The organism is Nitrospira sp. (genome assembly GCA_024760545.1).
In the GTDB taxonomy this organism is placed as follows: Bacteria; Nitrospirota; Nitrospiria; order Nitrospirales; family Nitrospiraceae; genus Nitrospira_D.
In genome coordinates, this window is record CP060501.1 from 2729205 (window position 1) to 2753530 (window position 24326).

A 24326-nucleotide genomic window follows, 5' to 3' on the forward strand; every position below is an offset into this window, starting at 1 on the left:
TCACTCCAAAACAAACGTCACCTTCAGATCCACTCGGTATAAGGAAACCTTGTTGTTCTCGACCACCACATGTTGCTCTTTCACCCACGCGGATTTGATCCCGTGAACGGTTTTGGATGCTCGGGCAATTCCCTGGACAATGGCATCCTCGAAACTAGCGGGCGATTCGGCGCTGATCTCGATGATTTTTGCGACTGACATGGAATTCCTCCCTTCATGGCGCGCACATACGCGGTTGATGACTCATGACCCCCTTCAAATCACCTGTCCTTCTTGGCATGCTGCGCCTCGAGAGCAGCATGCCATATTGTGTGATCAGCAAGGTAGGCGCCAGGGAACGATCGTCCAATGATTCGGCATAGGGTCGATATTTCAGGAGGTTATCGAGGGGACGAGAAAAGAAGGAATTTCGGAATTGGGGAACTCTGCTACAAGGGAGATGCACGACCTACGGAAAGAACTCGCGCGGAACGTTAGAGCCGCCCACTCAAAGGCGATTCTCTCGGAGATTATCGTGGCGTTCTGCGTCAAGGGCAAGAGCCCGGTGTGGGGGATTATGCCCCGCTTTCCCGCACACAGAATTCTTCTCACATAACGGCCCCCGCGAGGTGAAGGGCGACAAACTCAAGAGAAGAATAACCATCTTGCCGAAGAGCATCGGACTGTTTAATTAGCATAACTAATATAATGGCTCGCATGGATTTGGTCTTGCGAGGTCTGTGTAAGTAGACTAGAATTGAGTCCTCTCGCCATGGCACCCAAGGCCGCAAAAAAAAAGCGTTGGGTGAGGGCCCAACCGCTTTCACACGCATACCACACCGGGGATCGGCAGGGAAACGCGGTCGAATCGGCTCGAGAAGATTTCTTTGCTGAAGCCTTCCGTCTAAGTCCTTACCCAATCGGTATCACGGAACTCGAAACCGGGCTCTGTCTGGAAATTAATGATGCCTGCCTGGAGATCTTCGGGTTTAGTCGGGACGAAGTCGTTGGGAATACCACGTTGACGTTGCAGATCTGGCCTCACCCTCGTGATCGTGCTCGGTTCATCAATCGATTGAATTCCGAAGGATCGGTAAAAAACCTTGAAGTGTCGATGCGGACGAAGAAAGGAACGCTACGACGATTCCTCATCTCGACGAATCTCATCACGGTAGGCGGCAAGCGTTGCCTCCTGACGATTGGGAACGACATCACGGCAGAGGACGATGTGCGTGGAGCCCATGACCAGTCGAAACGAGGTATCCGAGAGAGCATCGCGGGAGTCGAGCGAACGAATGGCGCGACGCGGGACGGTGGCGAACGGTTTCCTTTGTTCATCGAGCATGCACCGGCCGCGATTGCGATGTTTGACCGCGATATGCGCTATCTGGCGGCGAGTCGCCGTTGGATGGAAGATTATCGGCTGACCGGAGATATCGTGGGTCAATCTCACTACGACATGTTTCCCGACGTCTCATTGCGGTGGAAAGAGGTACATCGACGAGGGTTGGCCGGAGAGGTTCTGAGCGCAGATGAAGACCAGTTCGTTCGAGATGACGGCTCCGTGCAGTGGATCACCTGGGATGTCCGCCCTTGGTATAGCGGCGACCAGATCGGCGGCATTGCGATTGCGACGGAGGATGTGACGGCTCGTGTGGAGGCAAAGATCGCGTTGCATGAGCGGGAGGAACGATCGGATCAAGTCATCCGATTGGCCAACTTCGGCATTTTCGACCATGATCACCGTAGCGGAAAAGTGTACTGGTCGCCGGCCATGAGGGAAATCTATGGCGTGGGATCGGACGCTCCGGCCTCCCTGGAGGGTTATATCCAGCTGATTCATCCGGAGGATCGCGAAATGGTCGTCATGGCGATCAAACAAGCCCATGACCCTACGGCTGACGATCTGTTTTCAATGGAACACCGTCTTTTGCGTCCCGACGGGAGTGTCCGCTGGGTCAACTTTCGATCATGGACGCTATTCGAGAGTGACGGCCCCGTGCGTCGTCCCACCCGGACCTTGGGAGCGATGATCGACGTCACGAAGCGCAAACAAGCCGAAGAGGCGTTGAAAATAAGCGAGCGACGATTCGCCTCCTTTATGGATAATTTGCATGGTTTTGCGTGGATCAAAGATGCTCAGGGACGATATCTCTATGTCAATCGACTGTTTCAAGAATCCGTCCTGAGGGGTTTGGAGTGGAAAGAAAAAACTGCTTTCGAGTTGTGGCCTGCGGAGGTCGCCGAGCAGTACGATTTGAATGATAGGAAAGTGCGGGAAAATCGGGTTCCGCTCCACACTGTCGAGTCGTTCATACAAAACGGAGAGATTCGGCACGCCCTTGTCAGCAAGTTTCCTATCATCGATCAGAAGGGAGCCCCGTCGCTGTTTGGTGGTGTCGCGGTCGACATCACCGAACGCAAGCAAGCGGAAGAGGCACTGCATCATAACCAACTCGAGCTGCATCAACAGCAAGTCCAGCTGGAGGAGCTGACCTCGAAGTTACTGACGGCACAAGAGCATGAGCGGCAACGAATCGCCCGTGATCTGCATGACGATGTAAGCCAGCGACTGGCGGCATTGGTCTTGGAGGTCGCGTCGTTCGAGCGCCAGTCTTCCAGCATGCCGGTCGAACTGGCTCATGCGCTGACGCCGATTCGTGAACAGTTGGAACAACTTTCGGATGATGTGCATACCCTTGCGTACCGACTTCATCCCTCCCTCTTGGAACACGCAGGATTGCGTCCTGCAATCGAAGACCATGTTCATCAGGTTTCCCGGCGGACCGGCTTGCCCATCCACCTCAAGATTGCCGGGGTTCCGAATGCGGTCCCGCTCGATCACGCCACCTGTCTCTTCCGTGTAATGCAGGAGAGCGTCCAAAATGTGGTGAAACATGCGCAGGCAACGGCAGTGGCGGTCCAACTCCGTGGATCGTCGAAGGGCATCGGATTGTCTGTGACTGACAATGGGAAGGGATTTGACCCCCATGACCAGAGCACCCATCAGCAGGGCTTGGGGTTGAGTAGTATGGAGGAACGGTTGCGGCAACTGCAGGGATTTTTTCGGATTCAGTCCGGGCCGGCCAACGGCACGAAGGTCTGTGCCTGGGTTCCTTGCGAGTTGGAGGTCATATGAAACGACCACGTATCTTGATGGCGGATGACCATGCCATTGTCCTGGCTGGGCTTCGGAAGTTGGTAGAAGCCGAAGGCGAGGTCGTTGGCATGGTGGAGGACGGGCGAACATTGGTGGAGAAAGCCCAGCAGCTTCGCCCCGACATTGTGTTGCTCGATATCTCGATGCCGCTCCTCAACGGGTTGGACGCGGCGCGACAATTGACCAAACTGGTGCCGGAGAGCAAGCTCATCTTCCTGACGATGCACGCCACCCCCACGTATGCGACCGAAGCCTTTAAGGCAGGTGCTGCGGGCTATCTGATAAAACGGTCGGCAGCGGTGGAACTCAAGCAAGCGATCCAGGCCGTGATGCGGGGGCAGCACTACATGACTCCGCTGATCACGAAGGACGTGTTAGCAGCGACGCTCCAATCTCCCGAAGGCCAGCCATGCAAGCCGGTGGTGACTTCTCTCACGCAGCGGCAACGTGAAGTGTTGCAACTCGTTGCGGAGGGAAAAGGAACCAAAGCGATTGCCTCCATTCTGAATATCTCTGTGAAGACCGTAGAGTTCCACAAATTTCGCATCATGGGCGAACTCGATCTGCATTCGACGGCCGAGTTGATCAAATATGCAATCGCTGAAGGTCTTGTGAGTGTGTCCTCATAGGCACACGCACAAGGTTTTGGTTTAGTTCCGGTCTCAAAATCGTTTTCGGCTGAGAACCGGGCGGCGTCCCCTAACAAACTCCGGCATTTGGTGGAAGTCTCGTGCTCCAGGATTTGGACAGAGGTTTCGGTGAATGGTTCAGAACCTCTCGCCTCTCGATCTGAGATGAGTGCTAGTAATATCCCTTTTTCTTTCCAGGGATTTTACTAGTTCACAAGCTCCGCCCTAACCCATTATCATCCAATAGTTATTCAGTATCGTGTATTCGAGTGTCGGTGGGAATTATTACTTCTGATTCTGATCTGTTTAGTGTGTGGGAGGGGGTCATGCAGTTCTCGGCGATCATAGACCGTGTCCATCATGCGCTCAAGCAGTTTGGTACACATTGTTCTATGGAAGAGGTGGTCGGCCTCTGTCCGGATCTGACCTGGAATCAAGTCCACCTATCTATTGATTACTTGAGCAAGACGGGAAAGGTCCGTGTGACGCTTGACCCAGACAGGACATATACGGTCCATCCGGTTCTTGGCGAGCCGTCTCAAGTTTCATCCATAGGGCATATTCAAAGTACCGTCCAGTAATCTTACTAGACCTATCCTCTCGGTGCGATACTGGCCGACTACCCCGCCGGCTGATGTTTTCCATGTGCCCACCTTCCCTGCAGATTTGGCCATCGTGGTTGTGTCCTGCGCGGGTTTGTTGCAGGCAATCGATGGTGTTGCGTTTCTCCAGCTCCTCTCAGAATGTCCACTCGTATCACTCCACATCCAGTCGTATCACGTTTCTCCGTATGAAGATGTCCTGCCCTGATCCGGCCCATCGCCTGTAGCTGCGCAGCCTTGAACCACAGGACTTCACAAGGTATTGGTAATTGGTGAAAATACTTCTGACGGACGGTAAGGAAGGTAGAAGTGACGCCGCGGCGAACGTAGTGATCGCTCAAACCACATAAGACGGCAGAAGAAAAGTTTCCGGGAACGTCACCTGCCAACGCGTTTCAGAATCCAACAAGGGAAGTTGTGGTACAGTGACGAGCTCATGAGAATCTTTGTTCTCGGAGTTGGAGCGACCGGTTCACTACTGGTCAAGCTACTTACTCGCCAGGGACATCATGTGTCTTGTGGCGACCGTGATCTCGCCCGTGCACGCGACTTTCTCGGCGAACCGTCCAGCGTTGTTATCCAACAGGTCAATGCCCGAAATCTGCGCAGCGTCGTTAAGGCGGCCAAAGGATGCCAGCTCCTGATCAATGCGTGCCCTGCCGCCCTCAACAACGTCGTGATGCGTGCGGCGCTGCGATTGCGCGCCCATTACCTCGATACTGCATCATGTTTAAGGCCCAACCCATTTCGACCGGAACAGTTTTGCTTCGATAAGCAATTCCGGGAAAAAGGGCGATGGGCACTCATTCACGCTGGTGTCGCGCCAGGGTTAACGAATCTTTTCGCCGCTCAGGCTGCGGCTGGACTAGATAAATTGGACAAAGCAGAAGTCCGAATTTTTGAGGATACTGCGTCTGAGGGGCCTGTCTCACAGTGGTCGGCCGAGTCTGCTTTTGACGAAGCAGTGTCGCGCCCTCGTATCTATCGTGATGGCCGGTTCAGCTTCGGCATCCGATTTGGAGAGCGTGAACGATTTAGGTTTCCCCCGCCAATTGGACAGGTTGGAGTCGTGCTGGTTGCGCAGGATGAAGTCACGACGCTGCCCCGCTTCCTAGGTTTCCAGAGTGTGGACGCGAAAATCGGCGGGACTGACATTGACCGACTGCGGAGATGGTATCGACAAGGGAAACTCACACGGTCACGCGGCCTCAGTTCGGTACGATTTCCGGCGACGGCATCTCCCCGTATGATGATCACGCTGGTCCGGCGAGGGATTCTGCACAATGCTCGTTTTGCCGTAGCGGTTTTGGCCTATGGCTCCCAGCGGACGCATCCTTGTCTGATCCGCTGGGATGCGCGGTTCCCCTCGCTCTTTGATTTGCGTCAAAAAAATCTCGCCTGTTCACCGATTGCCTGGGGCACCGCGCATCTCATAGCTATTTTTGTCAAACACATGCCTCGCAAGCTTGTGGGTGTGTATGCTCCTGAAGTCTTGCCGTCCCTTACGCGAAGAGAGATCCTTCGTGAGACACGTTCGATCGGCATCCGTCTTAAGAGAAGAATAAAGCCCCTCAAACCCCTGGACCCCACCTGGCCTTCCGCAGAAAGTTAAAAGAAATCCATACGTTCCGCCACAGGATCCGGCTTGCCCCGCGTACATCTCCGCTGCATACTGCCCTAACGAATGGTTCCTATCCATGCGGTCCAAGTTACTTGACAGTCGATTTTGTCAGGAATAAATTTGAGGCAGACGTAGGTTCCCGAAGAGCAGTGGGGCCGAGTTGTTGTATGGCATCAGCCCTGTGATGTCATTCTTTTCAGCTTTGTCCAGGGAAAAGATGTCTGTCGGTCTCATTCCTTGGGAAGTGTGCTTGTGGTCTACCACTTCGTTGCGTGATGGGTCCGAACGAAAGGAGTAACCATGGATAGTACCTTCTTAATATTTGCGGCCGTGATGCTCATCATCTTCATCGGCGGCATCATCATATACAAGAAGAGCGTCTAATCGGCGGTCTATTCCTTCACCTCGTTTTATTGTGAAGCGGCTCAGTCCCTCGTGAGCTTAGTCTCGCGAGTTGTCAAGGTGCTGAGCGAAACGTTACCGGTCTGTCTTCTTCTCATCTGCCCTTCCGATTCATCCCTATCACTCATATTGTTCGTGATGTATCCTGGCTGGGATTTCAAGCGAGGAAGCCTGGCCTGAGCCGATTCATCGGCAGTACCAGGCCGATCCATGGAGACCACCGGTGAAACGAGTACCGATCCGATAGTTATTCGCGGATTGCCTTGGCGCGCTTTTGAAGATAGGCATTCCGTACTGCGGCATAGAGATCCAAAGTAGATTCTTCCACACCCTCAAACTTTTCCAGATTCAGAGAGCGCTCGTTTACGACTTCAGTCGCACGCGCGCCAATCGAGATGCCATACGTGAGCGCCCGCTCTTCTATAGAGACCACTGTCGGAATGGCATCGATGTTATGCATGGTCGGCAGGATCAGCCAGTAAATCGGATTGAGGGCAATATCTCCCGCATACCCGATAAGATCCCGAACCGTGTATGGTCCCAAAAGCGGCACCATGATATAGGGGCCGGGCTTGACTCCATAGAATCCAAGCGTCTGTCCCGTATCTTCCTCCGGTGTTGTGAGATTGAATCGCTGAGCCACATCAAAGAATCCCCCGATCCCAACCGTCGTATTAATGAGAAATCGCCCGACTTCTATTCCAGCTCCCTTGAATCTACCTTGAAAGATATTGTTCAGAAACCGCGGAGTCACACGACTATTGTAGAAGATATTGCTGACGCCGTTCTGGACAATATTCGGAACGACGAAGTTGTATCCTCTGGCGACCGGTTTCAACACCCACCGATCCAGCTGCCGGTTGAATTCAAAGAATTTGGTATTGAGCGGCTCCCAGGGATCATATTCCTCAACGGCCTCTTCGCCCGGCTTGGCAAAGGGATCCACAGGCTCGTCCAGTGATTGGTCGCGAGCAGCTAGTGCAAGGGGAAGCATGGAGGAAGCCGAGGAGGCATCCGCGAGCAGAACCGACGGCGTGCTTCGCTCGACATAGGGAGCGTCGGAGCGCATCGAGCCTTCATGTACCGCACAACCTGAAAGCAATATCACTACAGCGGCAAGTAGCAACCTGCATGGTCTTTCAATCCACCGAACCGGCCCACCACCAGTCTGTATCCTCATCCTTTGCGTGCCTTCCTCGTATGAAATGCAAGCCTTCATCGGCAATGCGGTGCCGCACTGTACCAAAAGTCGGCTCACCGGCCAATAATTATTTCTGAATCTTCTTGCAGAGAAACGATACCGCCCTCAGCCGCTTTCCCTTACAGGTATGGCATTACCATTGCTTCCCCGGTTCTCCGGCATCGACTGTAATGAGTTCTTGCGACAGACGTCGGCTCATGGCTTGACAGAACGGAAGGATTGGTGTGAGCATCATGTGTTTCCTTCCACTCGACATCTTGAACAGTCTGCAGAATGTGTCGATTGAGGTCTTATGCAACCCTGAAAAGTGATCGTGCAGATGAACGCATGAGGGGATTTCTAACGTGGGGAGGGATGAGATGGCGATGAAAGCAATAATAGGGGTAGATGGTTCCCGGTACTCGGAGTGGCTCTTAGGATGGCTGAGTAAGATGCCGTTTCGTTCTTCGCCACGTGTCACGGCAGTTCATGCGATCGATATCGACTCGGCTCGTGCTCCATTCGTCACGCACCCGTCCGTCAGTGGGCACGAACCCGATGAAGGGGAGGCCATTCACCTCGTGGAGACTCGAGCCAAGCAGGTGGAAATGGAAACGAAGCAGCGTATGGCGGAGCTGGGGTTGGAAGGGTCGGTGCGCGTGGAGAAGGGACAAATTGCGCATGCCCTCCTCAGACGTGCGGGTCGTACCGCACTGATAGCGGTAGGGAGCCGGGGCCTGGACGCAGTCGACCGTTTCGTATTGGGGAGCGTGTCGACAGCGATTACGGTTCACGCGCGTTCTCCGGTTTTGATTGTGAAGGAGCCACCACAAACCATTCGGCGGATTCTATTCGCAACAGATGGCTCTCCCTCATCTACGAAGGCCCTTCAGTTCCTCACCAAGCAATTCAAGGTCAAGTCCGAAGCCGAACCACTTCATATTCTGCTGGTGCACGTCATGCCGTTTCTGCGCTACACAGTGGTGAAGGAAGCAGGGGAAAAATTGCTCGCCCAAGAGGCGGCCAAGCTTGAGAAGGCCGGGTATCGCGTCAGGGAATTCCCACGCGTGGGACCGGCCGCGGAAGAGATCATGAAAGTGGTGAATCGAGAACAACCGGACCTGATCGTCACTGGAGCGAAGGGGAGAAGCGCTATGGCGCGCTTTCTCTTAGGGAGCGTCTCGACAAAGCTGATACACCAGAGCGCATGCTCCGTACTCGTGGTCAGATAAGCCCATCACCTCGAGAATCCAGCGCACCTTTCAGAAATCCATCCATCGCTCGCCCCGTATGAGGGGCGAGCGAGACATCAGTTGGAGAGGGCTTGGCGAACCGGGAACATCACCGCTCTTCGAAAGAGTCCCTTCTCCATGAAAAACATGCGTCTTCACCGAGCTCATCCACCAGGGAAAGGAACTTTTCTCGAAGCGGAACGTCCAATTCCTCGACGATACGCTACACGCTCTTTTTATAAACGATGAGCCCACCGAGGAGGAGTGCACCCATCACAAGCGCGAACAACCACATCATATCCATAACGGCTCCTTTCATTTAAGACCAACGTGAACGCTTGTCCTATGAATGGAGCAACTCTTGTGCTTGAATCGCGCGAAGCGGACCGTCCCTAAACTCCGCAAAAAGAAGCCTATCCGGCCTCGTGTGTGCGGAACGCATCCAGGGGGTTGGGGGAAATGTCCTCAAGACTGTCCATTCAATTGGACAGAAGCAGGGAAGAAGCTATCGAATACGCATATGGTCCCGGTCAAAAGGCCCACGGCTATCGCAGACGGTCACGCCCATGCGGCGTGGAAAGATCTTGGTCGGGTCCGATTGGGACAATGCGGGTAGGATTGATGTCGTCGTGCGTGATGTAGTAGTGCCGCTTAATATGATCGAAATTGACAGTTTCAGCGATGCCGTCAGTTTGGTAGAGGTCCTTGAGATACCCAAAGAGGTTCGGGTAGTCGATGATACGCCGGACGTTGCACTTGAAATGTCCATGATACACCGCGTCGAACCGAACCAATGTGACGAAGAGCCGCCAGTCGGTTTCAACCAACTCCGGTCCGAAGAGATAACGGCGGGATGCAAGACGCGCATCGAGTTGATCCAAGGCGGCGAACAATCGCCCTGCCGCTCGTTCATAGGCGCCCTGAGATGTGGCGAATCCCGCTCGGTAGACCCCGTCGTTCACGTTCTCGTAGATAAAAGTGTTGAGCTCATCGATCTCCTGTCGCCATCCGTCCGGGTATAAATCGATCGGACTTTCAGTGAATCGATTGAATTCACCGTTGAAGATTCTCATCAGGTCATCGTCGGAATTGGTGACGATGCGTTTGGTCACGCGATCCCACAGGACCGGAACCGTCATACGACCGATATAGGCCGGATCGGTCTTTTTATAGGCTTCGCGCAAGAACTGAAACCCATTGATGGGGTCGAGGGAATGTCCCGCACCTTCGCGAAATGCCCATCCTCGCTCGTCGCGAATGGGGTCCACGACCGTCATACCGATCACCGTCTCGAGCTTCTTCAGCTTGCGCACGATGATCGTGCGATGTGCCCACGGGCAAGCCCATGAGACGTAGAGATGATAGCGGCCGGCTTCGGCAGGATAGCCCGAGCTCCCGTTGGCGGTCACCCATTCCCGGAACGCATCCGGCTGTCGGGTAAACTCGCCGGCCGGCGATTGTTCGTCGGGAAATTGCGCCTGGATCCCCATACACAGAGCCGTTTCCTTTCGGAATCAGTATCTCATATCAACGACCCAAGGTGTTAGGAGGTCTCAGTATGCCTGACGCGTTTTGCTACGGCATCGAATCCGGATCGTAGCAAAAGGCCACGATTGTTCGGCGTTGCGCGAAGAAAACAACGTATTTGAGGGGCATGCCCCGTGCGAGAAGGCTAGAAGGGGGAGGGGTGTCTCTGGGGTTGAAGCGCAATGCCAAGGAGTTGTGATTCGTGGGTAGTCCCGGGCTGAATCGGAACGCGACCGTCTTTCTGGCTTATGCCATGCGTGGTCTGGCGGCCTGTGCGATCGTGGCAGCGAGCACCGGTTGTGAGAACAAACCGGCGGCGGACACCTCCACCGTCAAACCGGACTCTGCTTCCACATCACCGGGAGTCGTGCGTCTGACGCCGGAAGAGTTATCTCGGATGCAGCTGGAACTTGCACCGGTGGTGCAAGGACAGATTCTTTCGCATCGTGAGTTTCCCGCAACCGTTCAAGCCAACCAGAACGAACTGGCCGAGGTTACCACCTTGATTCGAGGCCGGGTCGTGAAGGTTCAGGTGGATGTCGGCCAGGACGTGAAAAAGGGCGCTCTCTTGGCAATGCTCCACAGCATGGACCTTGGCGTCGCGGAAGGAGATTACCTCAAGGCCGGGGCAAGACTGCAAGAGGCGGAACTCGCGCATCTCCGTGCCAAGGATCTGTACGAAAACAACGCCGTCAGCCTTGCCGAACTGCAACGACGCGAGGCCGCCATGAAGACGGCGAGAGCCGAACTGCGGGAGGCAAAGAACCGTCTCGAGCTGCTTGGGGTGCCACGAGAAGAGATCGACAGGCTTGAGCGGGAGTTGACGATCAAGGCCGACATGCCCTTGCGCGCCCCGTTCGAGGGGCGGGTCATCACGCGCAACATTACGCGTGGAGAAGTAGTCGAGACGGATCAAAAGCTTTTTACCGTGGCGAATCTCACCAATATGTGGGTGATCGGCAACGTGCCGGAGAAGGACGTTCAATTCATCCACAAAGATCAGAAGGTCGAAGTGGTCTTGGCGGCCTATCCCCATGCGCTCACCACCGGTGTCATTACCTACATCGGGGATGTGCTTGATCCGGGCACTCGTACCATGCGCCTGCGAGTGACAGTCCCGAATCCCTATCGGCTGCTGAAGCCGGAAATGTTTGCCATCGTCCGCGTGTATACGGCGTCCAGTCCGGACACGCTGAGCGTGCCGCTGGCGGCGATCCAAGACGGGCCTGCCGGCAAGATGGTGTTTGTTCAGCGGGGGGCCGGGGCGTTTGAGGCGCGGACAGTCACGTTGGGGAACGAAGAACGCGACGTCGTCAGCGTGTTGGAAGGGGTGACGGCAGGCGAACAGGTCGTCACCAAGGGCTCCTTCGCTCTCAGGTCAGAAATGGAACGGCATAAGATCGAGCCTTCGCTATGATCGCCGCGCTTCTGGAATTTTCGCTGCGCCAACGGATACTGATCATTGGCCTGGCCTGCCTGTTGTCCGTCATCGGTGTGATTGCCTTTGAGTCCATTCCGATCGATGCCTATCCAGACGTGACCAACATCCAAGTGCAGGTGCTGACCGAGGCGGCGGGTCTCTCCCCGGTCGAAGTGGAGCGGTTCATTACGTATCCCCTCGAACTCCAGATGACGGGTCTGCCGGGTCTGGCGGAAATCCGCTCGCTCTCCAAATTCGCGCTCTCTCAGATTACGGTGGTCTTTCAAGACGAGGTCGATATCTACTTCGCCCGCCAGTTGGTCCTGGAGCGGATCATGGCGGCCAAAGAGCGGTTACCGGAGGGGCTCGAGCCCGTGATGGCCCCCGTCACCACTGGGCTGGGCGAGGTCTATCACTATTATATCGAAGGGTCCCATGCGACGGCCACGGATCCTCAGGTCGTCGAGAGGGAACTGACGGATCAACGGACAATGCAGGACTGGGTCTTGCGCCCTCTGCTGAAGAGCGTGCCGGGCGTGATTGACGTGAACGGCATGGGCGGGTTCGTGAAACAGTATCAAGTCCTGGTGGATTCGGCCAAGCTCCGCAAGTTCGACTTGACGCTCCACCAGATCTATGAGGCGGTGGTGAAGAACAACGCCAATGTCGGGGGCAATGTGTTGGAACGGCATGCCGACCGCTCGATCGTGCGAGGACTCGGGCTGATCAAGACCGTGAGCGATATCGAATCCATCATCGTGAAAGAGGTCGGCGGCACGCCGGTATTCGTTCGGGATGTCGCGGAAGTCCAGATAGGCCACGCCGTTCGCCATGGTGCCGTGGTCCTCAATGGGGAGCGGGAGGTTGTGATTGGAACGGTGTTGATGCTTCGCGGAGCGAATGCCCGTCAGGTGGTCGAAGCCGTCAAGGACAAGGTGCAGGATCTCCAGCAGAGTACGATTCTTCCGCCCGGCACGAAACTGATTCCATTCTATGATCGCATCGAATTGGTAAATGCCGCCATCCAGACGGTGCGCGACGCGTTGATCGAAGGGATCGTGTTGGTGGTCTTCGTCTTCTTTTTCTTCCTGGGCCACGTGCGCAGCGCCGTCGTCGTGACCGTCTCGCTGATCGTTACCCCCTTGATCACATTCATCGCCATGCAGCGCTTGGGACTTTCAGCCAATCTGATGACGCTTGGTGGGCTGGCCATCGCCATCGGTGAGATCGCGGACGGCTCGCTGGTCGTGGTCGAAAACGTGTATCGCCATCTCGCGCAGACTAACGCGGAGACTGCAAAAAGCAAGGTCGACGTGATTCTCCAGGCCACGAAAGAAGTGGGCCGGCCGATCCTCTTCGGCATTCTGATCATCAGCGTCGTCTTTCTGCCGCTCATGACGTTGCACGGAATGGAGGGGAAGATGTTCGCGCCGTTGGCCTATACGCTGGTGATCGCGCTCCTCGTTTCGGTCGTGGTGACGTTGACGCTGTCGCCGGTGCTCGCATCGTTGTTCCTGCGCGGCGATCATCAGGGAGAAACCCGTGTGACACGCTGGATGAGGCAGGGCTATCTGCCCGTGCTCCGGTGGACACTCCGGCACCGCGGCTTGGTCCTGACCGGTTCGATCATCATCGTATTGAGCAGTCTTGCTCTCGTTCCATTCGTGGGGCGGGAATTTATTCCGCTCCTGGAGGAAGGGGCCCTGACCCCCCAGGTTGTGAAGCTGCCGAGCGTGTCGTTGGCCGAATCCATCGAAATGGAGAAGCATGCCCAAAAGGTGATGCTGGAGTTTCCCGAAGTGAAGATGGCGGTGAGCAGAATCGGTCGGGCCGAAATTCCCTACCATCCGGAAGATCTGTATGAAAGCGATCCGATCGTGTCCTTGCATGATCGAAGTCTCTGGAAAACGGCGAGAACCCAATCGGGGTTGACCGACGCCATGAGGAAAAAACTGGCGGAGATCCCCGGGATCTCCGTCCTCATGAGCCAGCCGATTCAAGAACGGGTAGACGAGCTGATCTCCGGCATCAGGACCCAGTGCGCCATCAAGCTGTTCGGAGACGATCTCGATGTGCTCCGTGACAAGGCGCAAGAGATCGCCGATTTGATGCAGCAGATCAAGGGCGTCAAAGATATCAAGATCGAACAGATTGCCGGCCAGCCCTATCTCATCATCGATGTCGATCGGCAGAAGATCGCCCGCTACGGCATCAACGTGGCCGACGTGCAGGAGATCATCACCAGCGCCATTGGAGGCAAAGTGGCGACTTATGTGTACGAGGGCGAGCGGCGGTTTCAGTTGACGCTTCGGTTTCCAGAGCCGCAACGCAACAGTATCGGCGCCATCAAGGAGATTCGGGTGAAATCGGCTTCCGGCGCACTGATCCCGATGAGCGATCTCGCCACGATTGAGATGCGCGAGGGACCGGCTCGCATCAGTCGCGAGCATGTGAAGCGCCGTATCTACATCGGCTTCAATGTTGTCGGGCGGGACATCGGTGGCGTGGTGGATGAAGGTCGAAAGAAGCTAGTGATGCAGGTCCGGCTGCCGGAAGGATACAGCGTCGTATGGGGCGGGGCGTTCGAAAATATGGAACGGGCCAACGCGCGACTCTCGATCGTCGTGCCGATTACCTTAGGACTTGTGTATCTCTTGCTCTTCTGGGCGTTTCACTCGCTGCGTTACGCGACCTTGATTGTTCTCAATCTCCCCTTCGCCTTGATCGGTGGCGTGGTCTCACTGTGGCTGAGCGGGCAGTATCTGAGCGTACCGGCCTCCATCGGCTTCATCGAACTGTTTGGGCTCGCGGTGGGCAATGGCATCGTCCTCGTCTCGTACATTAATCAGCTGCGGAGCGACGGAAAACAAACGGACGAGGCCATCGTCACCGGATGCAGCCTGCGTCTTCGTCCGGTCGTGATGACGATGATGACCACATTGCTGGGGCTCCTGCCGCTGGCGCTGGCCCAGGGGATTGGGGCTGAGGTCCAACGGCCACTCGCCAGCGTCGTCATAGGCGGGCTCTTCACATCGACGGCGCTGACGCTGGTCGTGCTGCCTGTGCTCTACAGCATGTTTGCGGGGCAGGTGGTCAAGAAAGAGGAGGCGCCTGAATGGGTGTAAGACGGTGGGAGGTTAAGGAGTCGTTTAACGTTCCCTAAGGACTTTCTTCGCAGGCGGCGAGTCTGCCGCTACATAGGGCACTAAACTTGTATGAGTGTGTGGTGAGTTTGCCGAGGCAAACCATCATGGCAAGGAGGCGAGGCCGGCTCCTGGTGTCATCACAATCAATCGGGAGGGAAGATTCCATGAGACAGATGCTGGCAAAGCTGACCTTGTTGTGCCTCTTCATTGCTCCGGCGGCAATCGCGCAGGCTGTCGGTGCCGGTGAGCAGGATTTCTCCAAGGGGGAGAGTCTGTTAAAGAACAAACAGTATGCGGAAGCACGCGCATCACTGGAAGCCGGGATCTTGAAAGAGCCGTCGAATGCGCAGGCTCATATAAACCTGGCTGAAGCGTGCCGAGGCTTGGGGGTCTGGACCTGTGCAGAGAACCATTACGAAACGGCATTGGACCTGGATGCTAAGTCCAGCGCGACCGGGTCGACGCAACCACGTTTACGAAAAGCCACAGTGTGGCGGTCACTTGAGGAAGTAACGACATGGCGGTTGCTGGACGAGGCGAAGCAGCTGATTGCTTCCGGGAAGGTTTCCCCTGAAAGGATGAAACAGGCGGAGGACGCCCTGGACAGCGCGAATGAGCTCGGTCTCAATACCGATCAACAAGCTCTTTATCTACAGCTGCAGGCGAAACTTCCACGACAGCGATCCGTTGCCGTATCGAACAGGATGACATTGAGCGGATCGGCAGGAGGGGTGGGATGGACCGATATCCAAGACATGCCGATGGCACTGGTGCCGGCGGGGGAATTCACAATGGGGAGCATGATGGGCGATGATGAAAAGCCCGTGCGACGCATCTATTTGAATGCCTTTTACATGGACAAATATGAAGTGACCGTAGGCCAATATGCCAGGTACCTGGATGTGACGGACATGGAAGAGCCTCCGGATTGGAGCGTCATGAATCAACCCCAACATCAGAGACGACCGGTCGTCAATGTCGATTGGGAGGACGCCGTCAAATACTGCAAATGGGCCGGTAAACGCCTGCCGACGGAGGCGGAGTGGGAGAAAGCGGCACGGGGAACGGATGGGCGTATCTATCCCTGGGGCAATGAGGCGCCAAGTCGGCTCCACGCGAATTATGGAAGAAAAGAAAGGGATGACCATATGGCGTTAGTTCCGGTTGGGTCGTTTGAAGAGGGCAAGAGTATATATGGCATCTATGATATGGCCGGTAATGCTTGGGAGTGGGTCTTCGATTGGTACGACCATGATTATTACAAGAATGGCCCGCGGAAAAACCCAATAGGGCCGGCAAAAGGTGATGGGAAGGTGGTACGCGGCGGGTCCTGGCTGTACGTTGCTGAGTTCCTGCGTTCCGCTCACCGGTTCAGCGCGCAGCCGACGAACCGATACTTCGGCTACGGATTCCGTTGCGCAAAGACGCCGTAACCATTGCGCCGATGGGAGGATGGGTTGTCTGACGGTTCTTCGCGGTCCCTCGAGAAAGGCGGCTCAGCGGTATTTTGCGAAGCAGATGAGGTCGAGATGGTCGTAGTGATCGGGAAGAATCGTTTCGGCCTTGTAGCCGAGTTTCATAAAGAACTGAATGTTTCTCGCCGTGCTCAGCATGGTGCAGGCGTAAAATTTATGGGCATCGGTCGTCGTTCGTTCGATCTCACGGATCAGCGCCAGGCCAACTCCTTGATGCCGGTGAGTCGGACTCACGGAGAGCAACCGGATCACGCACACGCCGGCCACCGTCCAAAAGCGCACGGAACCGACAATCGTACCATCCGCTTCCGCCACAAAAATATGCTTCTCTCTTGCATCCTCTTTCAGGCTCTCAAGGGTTTCCGTGGTCCAGCCGCTTACCTTGTAGAGGCCGGCATATTCACCAAACGCAGCCTCTTGCACTTGGAGGAGAGCAGGAAAATCTCTTTCGGTCGCTGGTCTGATTTGAACCACGATGCGGATCCTCGGTTAGGAAGGTCTTGTCACTCATAGCGGAAGGGGAGGAGATTCGCAAGCACGATGGACTCCATGTTGATAGAGGCAGTGTGAGTCAACATGCCAAGAGGCGCCATGCCGTTTCGACCCAAGAATTCAAAGGAGGTTCCATGCTGAAAGAAGTGGGAGGAGACATTTTGCGGACAAACGCAGAAATCGTGGCGCACGGCGTTGCCCCGAACGACGGGTTCGCGAACGGCCTAGCGTTGTGTCTGAGGCAGCAGTGGCCTTCCATGTACAAGGATTTCAGGCATTATTGCCAAACATTTACGCCAAAGACCGGAGAATTGTGGGCCTGGGCTGGTGCCGGCGGAGTGCGAATCGTGAGTCTGTTTACTCAAGAGCCAGCTCCCAGCCATGGGGCCAAACCGGGGAAAGCCACGATCGAGAACGTCAATCACTGTCTTAAAGCCCTTGTCAAATGGATCGAAAGCGAGAAGATCAAAAGCGTCGCACTTCCTCGTTTGGCGACCGGTGTTGGTGGACTCGACTGGAAAGACGTGAAGCCTTTGATCGAAAAGCATCTCGGCCACTTACCCATTCCGGTCTACGTGTACGACACGTATCAGCCAGGTCTGCAGGCGAAAGAGTGATGAGGTCCCGACGTCCAGTTGAACTGGCTTGATCGAGGTGAACGGAGTACGGAGAGAACCCACATGCCATTTGTACCTCAAGATTTGTACGACCGACTGGTTGCGGTGCGAAGAGAGCTGCATCGGTATCCAGAGTTAAGTTGGCAGGAAGCGCGAACGGCCGCCGTGATCAGCAAATTTCTTCAGGGCCTCGGTATTGAATGCCGCACGAACGTGGCCGGTACGGGTGTCGTCGCGGATATCACCGGAAAGACCGGAGTTCCCTGTGTGGTGCTGCGGGCCGACACTGATGCGCTCCCCATTCAAGAAGAGACCGGCCTTGAGTTCGCATCGGTGCATGACGGCGTCATGCATGCCTGCGGCCACGATGGACACACGACGATGTTGCTCGGCGCCGCTGCGCTGCTTTCCCAAGAGAAAGGCTTGCCGTCGCCGGTGCGGTTGATTTTTCAGCCTGCTGAAGAGAAAGGCACCGGCGCGATGGCCATGATCACGGAAGGCGTCCTTGAGGGCGCAGGTTTGATTTTCGGTGGGCATCTGGATCGGCATTACCACCCAGGTACCATTGTGGTGAGTGAAGGACCAGTGAACGCCTCATCCGATAACTTTACGATCGAGATCATCGGGCAAGGAGCTCATGGGGCCAGACCGCACGAAAGCATCGATGCCGTGGTGGTGGGGAGCCTCATGATCATGGCGTTGCAGACTATCGTCTCACGAGAGGTGGATCCGGCCCGTCCTTCTGTTGTCTCAGTCGGCCAATTTCATGCGGGCACTGCGCCGAACGTGATTGCGGGACGGGCCAAGCTGGAAGGAACAGTACGGGCTCAGGATCCAGCTGTCCGGCAACAACTGCTCAACTCCGTGCGCCGCATTGCCGAGTCCATCGCACAGTTGCATGGGGCAAAAATTCACATCGTGGTCACAGAGGGCACGCCGCCGCTCGTCAATCATCCGGAAATGGCGACCCTCGCGCGCCGTGCTGCGATCGAAGCGGTCGGGGAGGCGAATGTGTTGCCGCTGAAAACGGCCAATATGGGAGCGGAAGACTTCAGCTATTACCTGGAGAAAATACCCGGTGCCTATGTCCGATTCGGCAGTCAAGTTCCCGGCCGAGAAGGCTATCCTGCACATTCCAGTAAGTTCGACTTCGATGAAGAAGCTTTAGCCGTAGGTGCGGCGTATTATCAGGCCATCGCCAAGATTGCCGGCCACCAACTCCACAAGCAAGCGGCGTCCGTCTGATCTGCCCCAACGGTAGGATCATGATCAAAATCCGAGAAGCCCGCGAAGAGGATGTCGGCCAGATCCGCGAGATCTTCCTCGCCGTGTACGGCACAGATTATCCGCATCGCGAACTCTACGATGAGCTCTGGCTGAAGCGTTCCGTTTTCACGGACGATGCTCTTATTCTTGTGGCTGAGGATACGGAAGCAGGCCGCGTCGTCGGGACAGCCTCCGTGCTCTTCGACTTCGGAGCCCATTCCGATCTCGTCGGAGAGTTCGGTCGCCTTGCCGTGCATCCGGACTATCGTCGGATGCAGGTTGGGAAACTGCTTATGGACAAGCGGCTTGAGGCCATCAAGAACCGTTTACATGTGGGACTTGTTGTCGCGCGTACCGTGCATCCCTATGCCCAGCGCATCAGTCTTGCCCAGGGATTCATTGCCACTGGCTTTCTGCCGTTCAAGCACTTCTTTCGCCACCGGGAGAGCTTTGCGCTGCTGGCTCGGTATTTCAGCGATGCACTCGCATTACGCCGCAACAACCCGCGCATCATCCCCGAAGCCTATGCTCTGGCCAATCTGGTGATGAACCAGCCGCCCTTCACACCGGATTTTATTGTGGACGAAGACTCCGCCTCCTACCCTCCCGGCGGGGATTATCGCCTCGAGCAATTGCAAGCCGAGGGCTATCCCGCCTTACTGCGTATCGAACGAGGTCGAGTGCGGAATCGAGAGATTTTTGGACCCATGCGGCTGGATTACGGTTTCTTCAAGCTACAGGCCCGTCAAACTAATTACTTTCTTGCCCGCTCCGGCGGCCACATCGTCGGGGCAGTCGGCTATACGATGGACCCAATCGAGCACACTGTGCGGGTGTTCGAACTCATCGCGCTGGCCGACGATGTGGTGCGATTTCTTCTGGCTGAGCTGGAACGGAAGTGTCGTGAGGAGATGGGGATCGAGTACATTGAAATCGACGTCAGCGCCTATGCGCCTCGCATGCAGAGGACTCTGTTGGAGTTGAATTTTCTCCCGGTTGCGTATGTGCCGGCCATGGTGTTCTATCAAGTGGAACGGCTCGATATCATGAAGATGGTGCGCTTGAACAAGCTCCAAGACTTGGGGTCGCTGGGTCTGATGGAACCGGTTCGGGCTGTTGCCGACGTCGTAATGCGTGGGCTTTCTACTTGCATCATAGCCCCACGTATGGCGCAAGCGATCAAAGAGGTCCCGTTGTTTCATGGAATGAACACTGAACAGGCGACGAGACTAGCTGGGGTTTGCGCAGTGAGGAGCATGCGGGCGGGCGAACGGCTCTTTGCCGAGCATGATCCGTCGGATAGGCTGTACCTTGTACTTCAGGGGCACGTCACCATCAGCGGGGGTCCTTCTTCGCGCGTCATCGGTACCGTGCACACCGGAGAGACCTGTGGCGAAGTGTCGCTCCTCTCGGCCAGACCCCACTCAGCCACGGCGACAGTTTCAGAGCCCATCGAAGTGGCCGAACTGCTTCGGCGAGATCTGGAAGATCTCATTCGACGTCGTCCAGATATCGGCGTGACCATCTATCGAAACCTGGCCGTTGGCCTTGGAGACAAGCTTCTGCGTTCCGGCAATGGGCAGGGTCAAGGGCAAAGCGAGGCCGAGCGTGTGTCGCTTACTTCGGAGAGTGTGTTACACAGGACGTAATGGGAGCTCCACCGATCTCCTCTCTGCCCTTTCCCCGTCGACGTTAAATGACGGGTGATTGGACGTCGAATCGGTGTCGTCACGCAGCCTGACTGTCATACCGATGTCGTTCAGAGCCTTCGTATCTTTTCAATTGTGGCGGGACGCGCTGATTGTGACGGATCACATCGTCGATGATCATTCCACAATTGACACAGCGCCAACCATGAAAGTCCGACGACGAACCAAGCTGTAGCGCGATACTGTCGTCCCTAACGGCGAGGCCGTTGCATCGTAGGCAATTCATCGTTCATCTCCCCGTAGACTGTCCCAGCCCATCCGAGGAGCCGGGTCCGGAACCCGCACAGCATGGATCATGCGCTCAATTCGCGCAGCGCGCAGCAACACCGTCCCGTCTTGAAAGCCCAGCACATAACGCTCCAAGACGCCGGGGGGACAAAGACGATAATCGTCAGTACGATCCCGGTTCATCACGGCATCACGTAACCCGTTTTCTTCGGCTTGCCACCCATCCATCTCAGGTTCCGTACGAGCTTGCGCAATCTGTCGCCGACACCACTCAATACGAACAGTGACGGGGTTCGTTGTCCGTTCCATGGCTCACCCCTTTCGTTATCCAAGTCATCCGTCACGCTGTAACAGCAAGTTGAATGCCACTGCAGAGACATATCGAATAGCGCTTCGCGCCATTTCCCTCACCGAAGGTTTGTACGTAATTCTAATGAGTTACAGTAGAAAGGATGTTTACATGTCCAGATATGTGGACACCACAGTAGCTGATGAGGTGAAGGATGGAGCGTCCAGATTGTATGGTGAACGAACTAGGTGGAACCCTTGCTGTGAGGCCTAAATCGATCATTCGAAGGACGCTCGTGAGCCTGTGGTTTCCAGAAAGCTTCTGGCGGGGAAGGAATAATGGGTCAGGAGTCCTCTTTATCGGCGTGAAGTGAAGGATGGAGAGGCTCGAGTGTATGCTGATTGAGCTAGGAGGAACCCTGGTAATTCGTTTCCGGAATGTTCAGCGCACTATCGTCCATGTGCGCGGCCGCTCAGATATCAGGTATAGTGGTCGCCATGGATGTCGGAGGAAAATGGTCCCGGGCCATTCGTTGAACGATCAACCTGTAAGGAGCTGCGATGGATGAACATCGAGGGGGAGCCGTTCAAGATTTTATGCATCGCTACCTGGAGGTAGTTCCACAAGATACGACGATAACGGCGGCGGCCGAGCGGATGGGGGTCAGGCGGATCGGCTGTGTGTTGGTGGAATCAGATGATCCCAAGCGAGGACCGTACGGGATTACAACAGAGACGGATCTCGTGCGGAAGGTGCTCGCGAAGGGATTAGGCCCCACGATCACGACGGTAGATCGGGTGATGGTCAGCCCGATTTTGACGATCGCCGGGAACCGCTCCATGTTGGATGCCAGCCATTTGATGGAAGCCAATCATGTGCGCCATCTCTGTGTCGTGGAAGCTGATGAGATTGTCGGGATCATTTCGGTGCGAGACCTCGTGCGATCGTTTGTGGATGCGGAGAGCGGCCCCGTTTGTGAACTGAACAAAGTGTACCGCCCGCTGAGTGTCCTTATGGCGGTGACCCTGGCGACGATCCCCAGTGATGCGTCTCTGCTGGAAGCTGCTCAGTTGATGACCGAGAAACGGATTGGGTCCTTGTTGACGATCGAAGCCGGAGAAATCGTCGGCATTGTGACTGAGCGCGATCTGGTCCGCAAAGGGCTGGCCACCAACCGGTATGCAGGCGGCACTCGTGTCGGTGTCGTGATGAGCTCTCCTCTGTTCAGCATCGATGTCAATCGTACGATACGCGATGCCAGTCAAGTGATGGCCGAACAGGGGGTGCGCCACTTGCCCGTGACGGAGAACGGAAAAATCATCGGAGTGCTCTCCGTGCGGGACTTGGTAAAAATGGTCTCTGTCCGTGATCGGCCGAGGTTTCTCGGCAGGATTTAGCAGGATGAGGAAACCCCCGCGTATCTCGGCGCATGGCTCCGACGCTGACATGACGAACACATCACGGCGTTCTCCGGATCTTCCCAAAACGGCGGTTGAGGCGCTGTGGCATGGCAATGTGATCGAGGCGATCACAGTTGTTCGTCAGCAACGGAATATCGGTCTGAAAGAGGCGAAGGGTTTGGTGGACGCCTACATCGCTTCTGACCCGGCGCTCAAGAAAAAGATGGACCAGATACTCGCCACGGCGCAGCAGAGATTTGTCCGTTGGCTGGTCGGGTTTCTGGTGCTTGCTGCCGGAGTTGCGTATCTCATCATGAAAGGTCCGTGAGTCAGCGGTCAGCGGCATTCAAAAGGTGTTGAGTGACGGAACTACCCTTTTCCCCATCGACCATACTTCAGCGGGATAAATCAGTCGTAGCCACAGCGTAAAAAATGAGGTTTACCAACCAGGTTGGCATGTTGACGTGGAGGGCGCAATGAATCGCGGGAGGACGTTGGCGCTGTTCCTTGTGTTGGGGCTCGTGTTGTGCCGGTCTTTCGAGCCCGTTGCCGTGCTGGCGAAGGTCCAACTCTTGCCGGAGACCGCGCTGCTGGTGGAAGGAAAGAAGATCACTGAGCAACGCAGTCTGTCGCGCCATCCAGTGGTGAACGGGCTGCTTGCAGCGTTCGAACGTGCCGAAGCAGCGCTGCAGAAAGAGGATGTAGACGCCCTCATGAAATTTTATGCCCCGACCTATGACTACCATGGCTTGAAAGAAAACGACGTGCGACGGGTGTGGGGCGAGGTATTCCAGCATTATAGGGCCGTGGAATCGCTCCATTTGTTTTCCGATATCAAGGTTTCGCAGGTGAATAATACGCTTCGCGCAGAGGTCACCTGCACGGGAGGGTTGTACGGGACCGACGAGCGTACGGGGAATCGAGTGACACTCGATAGCTGGTTTCGCGAAGTCCACTATCTGGTGAAAGAAGATGGCAACTGGCGGTTCCTGGGTAATGCTGGCGAAGTGCCGGCCGCCGCTCCTTTTGCCTCGGCCCCTCATCACCCGTTGTTCTGAATCGTTGCGTCTTCGAGAGTTAGGTGTGCTGTCGACGAACAAGGATGGCGGGCATGACGGCAAAGAGCAGGAGACTCGCGTAGTAAGCGGCGCCTGAGACAGGGTCGCGGTCGAAGAAGACTTCCGGTGCCGCCATCCCTCGAAACAATATTCCCACGACCAAGTCGCCGATCAGCACGAGCCCCATGGCAAGAAACCCAACAGCGAGGGCTGAGGACAGGCGACGCTCATCCAACCTCCGATGGACTATCCGCCGGGCCGCGACCACGATGACAGTGAGCATCAGTGGCATTTCACAGAGTTCTGCGGCTCTCTCTCCCAGCAGCGGAACGAGAAGGAGGACACGCCCAATCCCCAGCACGAATCCCGCCCCAAACACAAAAAGAAAGTAGAGAACCGCCGTGCGTAGTATCCGCATAAAAGCTCATGTTAGCTGAGAGGCTGTTTGCCATAACATAAGTCATACCAAGCTCTCCATGATCCGGAAATGCCGCACGCCATACATGTCCGTCCAGCCGAGCCAACGTCAAATCCAGGAAGACGCGAACAGACCGTTTCTGGTACACTCCATCGCACGATGACGGAGGAATCACGAGTGGAACACAATCTTCCCCATAAGGCACTGGAAGCGCTATTGGAAGGCAACCGCGGCAAAGCGATCGAAGAAGTTCAGCTTGAGAGAAATATCAGTCGGGAGGACGCCAGAGAGATCGTCGCGGCCTTTATCCTCTCGCAACCTTCTCTCCAAGATAAGATGAGATTCGTGGAGAACCGAGCAGGGACGCAATGGGGTCTCATGCGCTGGTTGATCTTGCTTCAAGCGATTGCGGTCGCAGTCGGATATTTCCTCTTTTTCCGAGATCAATGGTGAGCATACTTGCCTGGGCTCGCGTG

21 protein-coding genes are annotated in these 24326 nt (G+C 55.8%); 15 read left to right on the forward strand and 6 right to left on the reverse strand.

Annotated features, from left to right (window positions below):
* The gene (locus H8K03_12830) at positions 1-201 is read right to left on the reverse strand and encodes a dodecin domain-containing protein (protein ID UVT18705.1); all 201 of its coding nucleotides are present in this window, start codon (positions 199-201) and stop codon (positions 1-3) included.
* Positions 202-751: 550 nt separating this feature from the next.
* Between H8K03_12830 and H8K03_12835 the strand changes: the two genes are divergently transcribed.
* The 4 genes from H8K03_12835 (at position 752) to H8K03_12850 (ending at position 5982) form a co-directional block, all read left to right on the forward strand.
* Positions 752-3118 carry a PAS domain S-box protein gene (locus tag H8K03_12835; GenBank protein UVT18706.1) on the forward strand — a complete coding sequence of 789 codons (2367 nt, stop codon included), beginning with the start codon at positions 752-754 and terminating at the stop codon, positions 3116-3118.
* Positions 3115-3768: a response regulator transcription factor gene (locus H8K03_12840; protein ID UVT18707.1), complete on the forward strand. Its 654-nt coding sequence runs from the start codon at positions 3115-3117 to the stop codon at positions 3766-3768. Before H8K03_12835 ends, H8K03_12840 begins: the two co-directional genes overlap by 4 nt.
* A 326-nt stretch (positions 3769-4094) precedes the next feature.
* Positions 4095-4349 (forward strand): hypothetical protein, encoded by a 255-nt coding sequence (locus H8K03_12845; protein ID UVT18708.1) that lies wholly within the window; start codon positions 4095-4097, stop codon positions 4347-4349.
* Positions 4350-4806: 457 nt separating this feature from the next.
* Positions 4807-5982: a saccharopine dehydrogenase NADP-binding domain-containing protein gene (locus H8K03_12850; protein UVT18709.1), complete on the forward strand. Its 1176-nt coding sequence runs from the start codon at positions 4807-4809 to the stop codon at positions 5980-5982.
* A 658-nt stretch (positions 5983-6640) separates the two neighbouring features.
* Here H8K03_12850 and H8K03_12855 read toward each other — a convergent pair.
* A complete protein-coding gene (locus H8K03_12855; GenBank protein UVT18710.1) occupies positions 6641-7462 on the reverse strand; it encodes a VacJ family lipoprotein in 822 nt (273 codons plus the stop codon).
* 497 nt (positions 7463-7959) lie between these two features.
* On the opposite strand from H8K03_12855, the gene H8K03_12860 reads away from it, so the two are divergent.
* Positions 7960-8805 carry a universal stress protein gene (locus H8K03_12860; GenBank protein ID UVT18711.1) on the forward strand — a complete coding sequence of 282 codons (846 nt, stop codon included), beginning with the start codon at positions 7960-7962 and terminating at the stop codon, positions 8803-8805.
* A 545-nt stretch (positions 8806-9350) separates the two neighbouring features.
* Here H8K03_12860 and H8K03_12865 read toward each other — a convergent pair.
* Positions 9351-10295 (reverse strand): glutathione S-transferase family protein, encoded by a 945-nt coding sequence (locus H8K03_12865; GenBank protein ID UVT18712.1) that lies wholly within the window; start codon positions 10293-10295, stop codon positions 9351-9353.
* Positions 10296-10534: 239 nt separating this feature from the next.
* Between H8K03_12865 and H8K03_12870 the strand changes: the two genes are divergently transcribed.
* The 3 genes from H8K03_12870 (at position 10535) to H8K03_12880 (ending at position 16331) form a co-directional block, all read left to right on the forward strand.
* The gene (locus H8K03_12870; protein ID UVT18713.1) at positions 10535-11749 is read left to right on the forward strand and encodes an efflux RND transporter periplasmic adaptor subunit; all 1215 of its coding nucleotides are present in this window, start codon (positions 10535-10537) and stop codon (positions 11747-11749) included.
* Complete coding sequence (locus H8K03_12875; protein ID UVT18714.1) at positions 11746-14877, forward strand: efflux RND transporter permease subunit; 3132 nt, start codon at positions 11746-11748, stop codon at positions 14875-14877. The genes H8K03_12870 and H8K03_12875 overlap by 4 nt, the downstream gene beginning before the upstream one ends.
* A gap of 782 nt (positions 14878-15659) precedes the next feature.
* A complete protein-coding gene (locus H8K03_12880; protein ID UVT22473.1) occupies positions 15660-16331 on the forward strand; it encodes a formylglycine-generating enzyme family protein in 672 nt (223 codons plus the stop codon).
* Positions 16332-16394: 63 nt separating this feature from the next.
* Here the strand turns inward: H8K03_12880 and H8K03_12885 are convergent, their stop codons facing one another.
* Positions 16395-16847: a GNAT family N-acetyltransferase gene (locus H8K03_12885; GenBank protein UVT18715.1), complete on the reverse strand. Its 453-nt coding sequence runs from the start codon at positions 16845-16847 to the stop codon at positions 16395-16397.
* A gap of 152 nt (positions 16848-16999) precedes the next feature.
* Between H8K03_12885 and H8K03_12890 the strand changes: the two genes are divergently transcribed.
* From H8K03_12890 to H8K03_12900, 3 genes are all read left to right on the forward strand, one after another.
* A complete protein-coding gene (locus H8K03_12890) occupies positions 17000-17482 on the forward strand; it encodes a macro domain-containing protein (GenBank protein UVT18716.1) in 483 nt (160 codons plus the stop codon).
* Between the two features lie 63 nt (positions 17483-17545).
* Positions 17546-18727 (forward strand): amidohydrolase, encoded by a 1182-nt coding sequence (locus tag H8K03_12895; protein ID UVT18717.1) that lies wholly within the window; start codon positions 17546-17548, stop codon positions 18725-18727.
* A 20-nt stretch (positions 18728-18747) separates the two neighbouring features.
* Complete coding sequence (locus H8K03_12900) at positions 18748-20397, forward strand: GNAT family N-acetyltransferase (protein ID UVT18718.1); 1650 nt, start codon at positions 18748-18750, stop codon at positions 20395-20397.
* A 282-nt stretch (positions 20398-20679) separates the two neighbouring features.
* On the opposite strand, the gene H8K03_12905 is transcribed toward H8K03_12900, so the two are convergent.
* Entirely contained in the window at positions 20680-20994 is a 315-nt protein-coding gene (locus H8K03_12905) for a hypothetical protein (protein UVT18719.1), read from the reverse strand.
* A gap of 540 nt (positions 20995-21534) precedes the next feature.
* Here H8K03_12905 and H8K03_12910 point away from each other — a divergent pair.
* The 3 genes from H8K03_12910 to H8K03_12920 all read left to right on the forward strand — a co-directional run bounded on the left by H8K03_12910 (position 21535) and on the right by H8K03_12920 (position 23432).
* The gene (locus H8K03_12910; protein UVT18720.1) at positions 21535-22371 is read left to right on the forward strand and encodes a CBS domain-containing protein; all 837 of its coding nucleotides are present in this window, start codon (positions 21535-21537) and stop codon (positions 22369-22371) included.
* Positions 22372-22420: 49 nt separating this feature from the next.
* On the forward strand, positions 22421-22702 hold the full coding sequence (locus H8K03_12915) for a hypothetical protein (GenBank protein UVT18721.1): 282 nt from the start codon (positions 22421-22423) through the stop codon (positions 22700-22702).
* A gap of 148 nt (positions 22703-22850) precedes the next feature.
* Entirely contained in the window at positions 22851-23432 is a 582-nt protein-coding gene (locus H8K03_12920) for a nuclear transport factor 2 family protein (protein ID UVT18722.1), read from the forward strand.
* Positions 23433-23451: 19 nt separating this feature from the next.
* On the opposite strand, the gene H8K03_12925 is transcribed toward H8K03_12920, so the two are convergent.
* On the reverse strand, positions 23452-23850 hold the full coding sequence (locus H8K03_12925) for a hypothetical protein (protein UVT18723.1): 399 nt from the start codon (positions 23848-23850) through the stop codon (positions 23452-23454).
* Positions 23851-23919: 69 nt separating this feature from the next.
* Between H8K03_12925 and H8K03_12930 the strand changes: the two genes are divergently transcribed.
* Positions 23920-24303: a hypothetical protein gene (locus H8K03_12930; protein UVT18724.1), complete on the forward strand. Its 384-nt coding sequence runs from the start codon at positions 23920-23922 to the stop codon at positions 24301-24303.
* The last annotated feature ends 23 nt before the right edge of the window (positions 24304-24326 follow it).

Excerpts from the sequence above, each read along its gene's own strand:
- H8K03_12830 (UVT18705.1), bottom strand. The coding sequence starts at position 201 with ATGTCAGTCGCAAAAATCATCGAGATCAGCGCCGAATCGCCCGCTAGT.
- H8K03_12835 (UVT18706.1), top strand. The coding sequence starts at position 752 with ATGGCACCCAAGGCCGCAAAAAAAAAGCGTTGGGTGAGGGCCCAACCG.
- H8K03_12840 (UVT18707.1), top strand. The coding sequence starts at position 3,115 with ATGAAACGACCACGTATCTTGATGGCGGATGACCATGCCATTGTCCTG.
- H8K03_12845 (UVT18708.1), top strand. The coding sequence starts at position 4,095 with ATGCAGTTCTCGGCGATCATAGACCGTGTCCATCATGCGCTCAAGCAG.
- H8K03_12850 (UVT18709.1), top strand. The coding sequence starts at position 4,807 with ATGAGAATCTTTGTTCTCGGAGTTGGAGCGACCGGTTCACTACTGGTC.
- H8K03_12855 (UVT18710.1), bottom strand. The coding sequence starts at position 7,462 with ATGCGCTCCGACGCTCCCTATGTCGAGCGAAGCACGCCGTCGGTTCTG.
- H8K03_12860 (UVT18711.1), top strand. The coding sequence starts at position 7,960 with ATGAAAGCAATAATAGGGGTAGATGGTTCCCGGTACTCGGAGTGGCTC.
- H8K03_12865 (UVT18712.1), bottom strand. The coding sequence starts at position 10,295 with ATGGGGATCCAGGCGCAATTTCCCGACGAACAATCGCCGGCCGGCGAG.
- H8K03_12875 (UVT18714.1), top strand. The coding sequence starts at position 11,746 with ATGATCGCCGCGCTTCTGGAATTTTCGCTGCGCCAACGGATACTGATC.
- H8K03_12880 (UVT22473.1), top strand. The coding sequence starts at position 15,660 with ATGGCACTGGTGCCGGCGGGGGAATTCACAATGGGGAGCATGATGGGC.
- H8K03_12890 (UVT18716.1), top strand. The coding sequence starts at position 17,000 with ATGCTGAAAGAAGTGGGAGGAGACATTTTGCGGACAAACGCAGAAATC.
- H8K03_12895 (UVT18717.1), top strand. The coding sequence starts at position 17,546 with ATGCCATTTGTACCTCAAGATTTGTACGACCGACTGGTTGCGGTGCGA.
- H8K03_12900 (UVT18718.1), top strand. The coding sequence starts at position 18,748 with ATGATCAAAATCCGAGAAGCCCGCGAAGAGGATGTCGGCCAGATCCGC.
- H8K03_12905 (UVT18719.1), bottom strand. The coding sequence starts at position 20,994 with ATGGAACGGACAACGAACCCCGTCACTGTTCGTATTGAGTGGTGTCGG.
- H8K03_12910 (UVT18720.1), top strand. The coding sequence starts at position 21,535 with ATGGATGAACATCGAGGGGGAGCCGTTCAAGATTTTATGCATCGCTAC.
- H8K03_12915 (UVT18721.1), top strand. The coding sequence starts at position 22,421 with ATGACGAACACATCACGGCGTTCTCCGGATCTTCCCAAAACGGCGGTT.
- H8K03_12920 (UVT18722.1), top strand. The coding sequence starts at position 22,851 with ATGAATCGCGGGAGGACGTTGGCGCTGTTCCTTGTGTTGGGGCTCGTG.
- H8K03_12925 (UVT18723.1), bottom strand. The coding sequence starts at position 23,850 with ATGCGGATACTACGCACGGCGGTTCTCTACTTTCTTTTTGTGTTTGGG.
- H8K03_12930 (UVT18724.1), top strand. The coding sequence starts at position 23,920 with ATGCCGCACGCCATACATGTCCGTCCAGCCGAGCCAACGTCAAATCCA.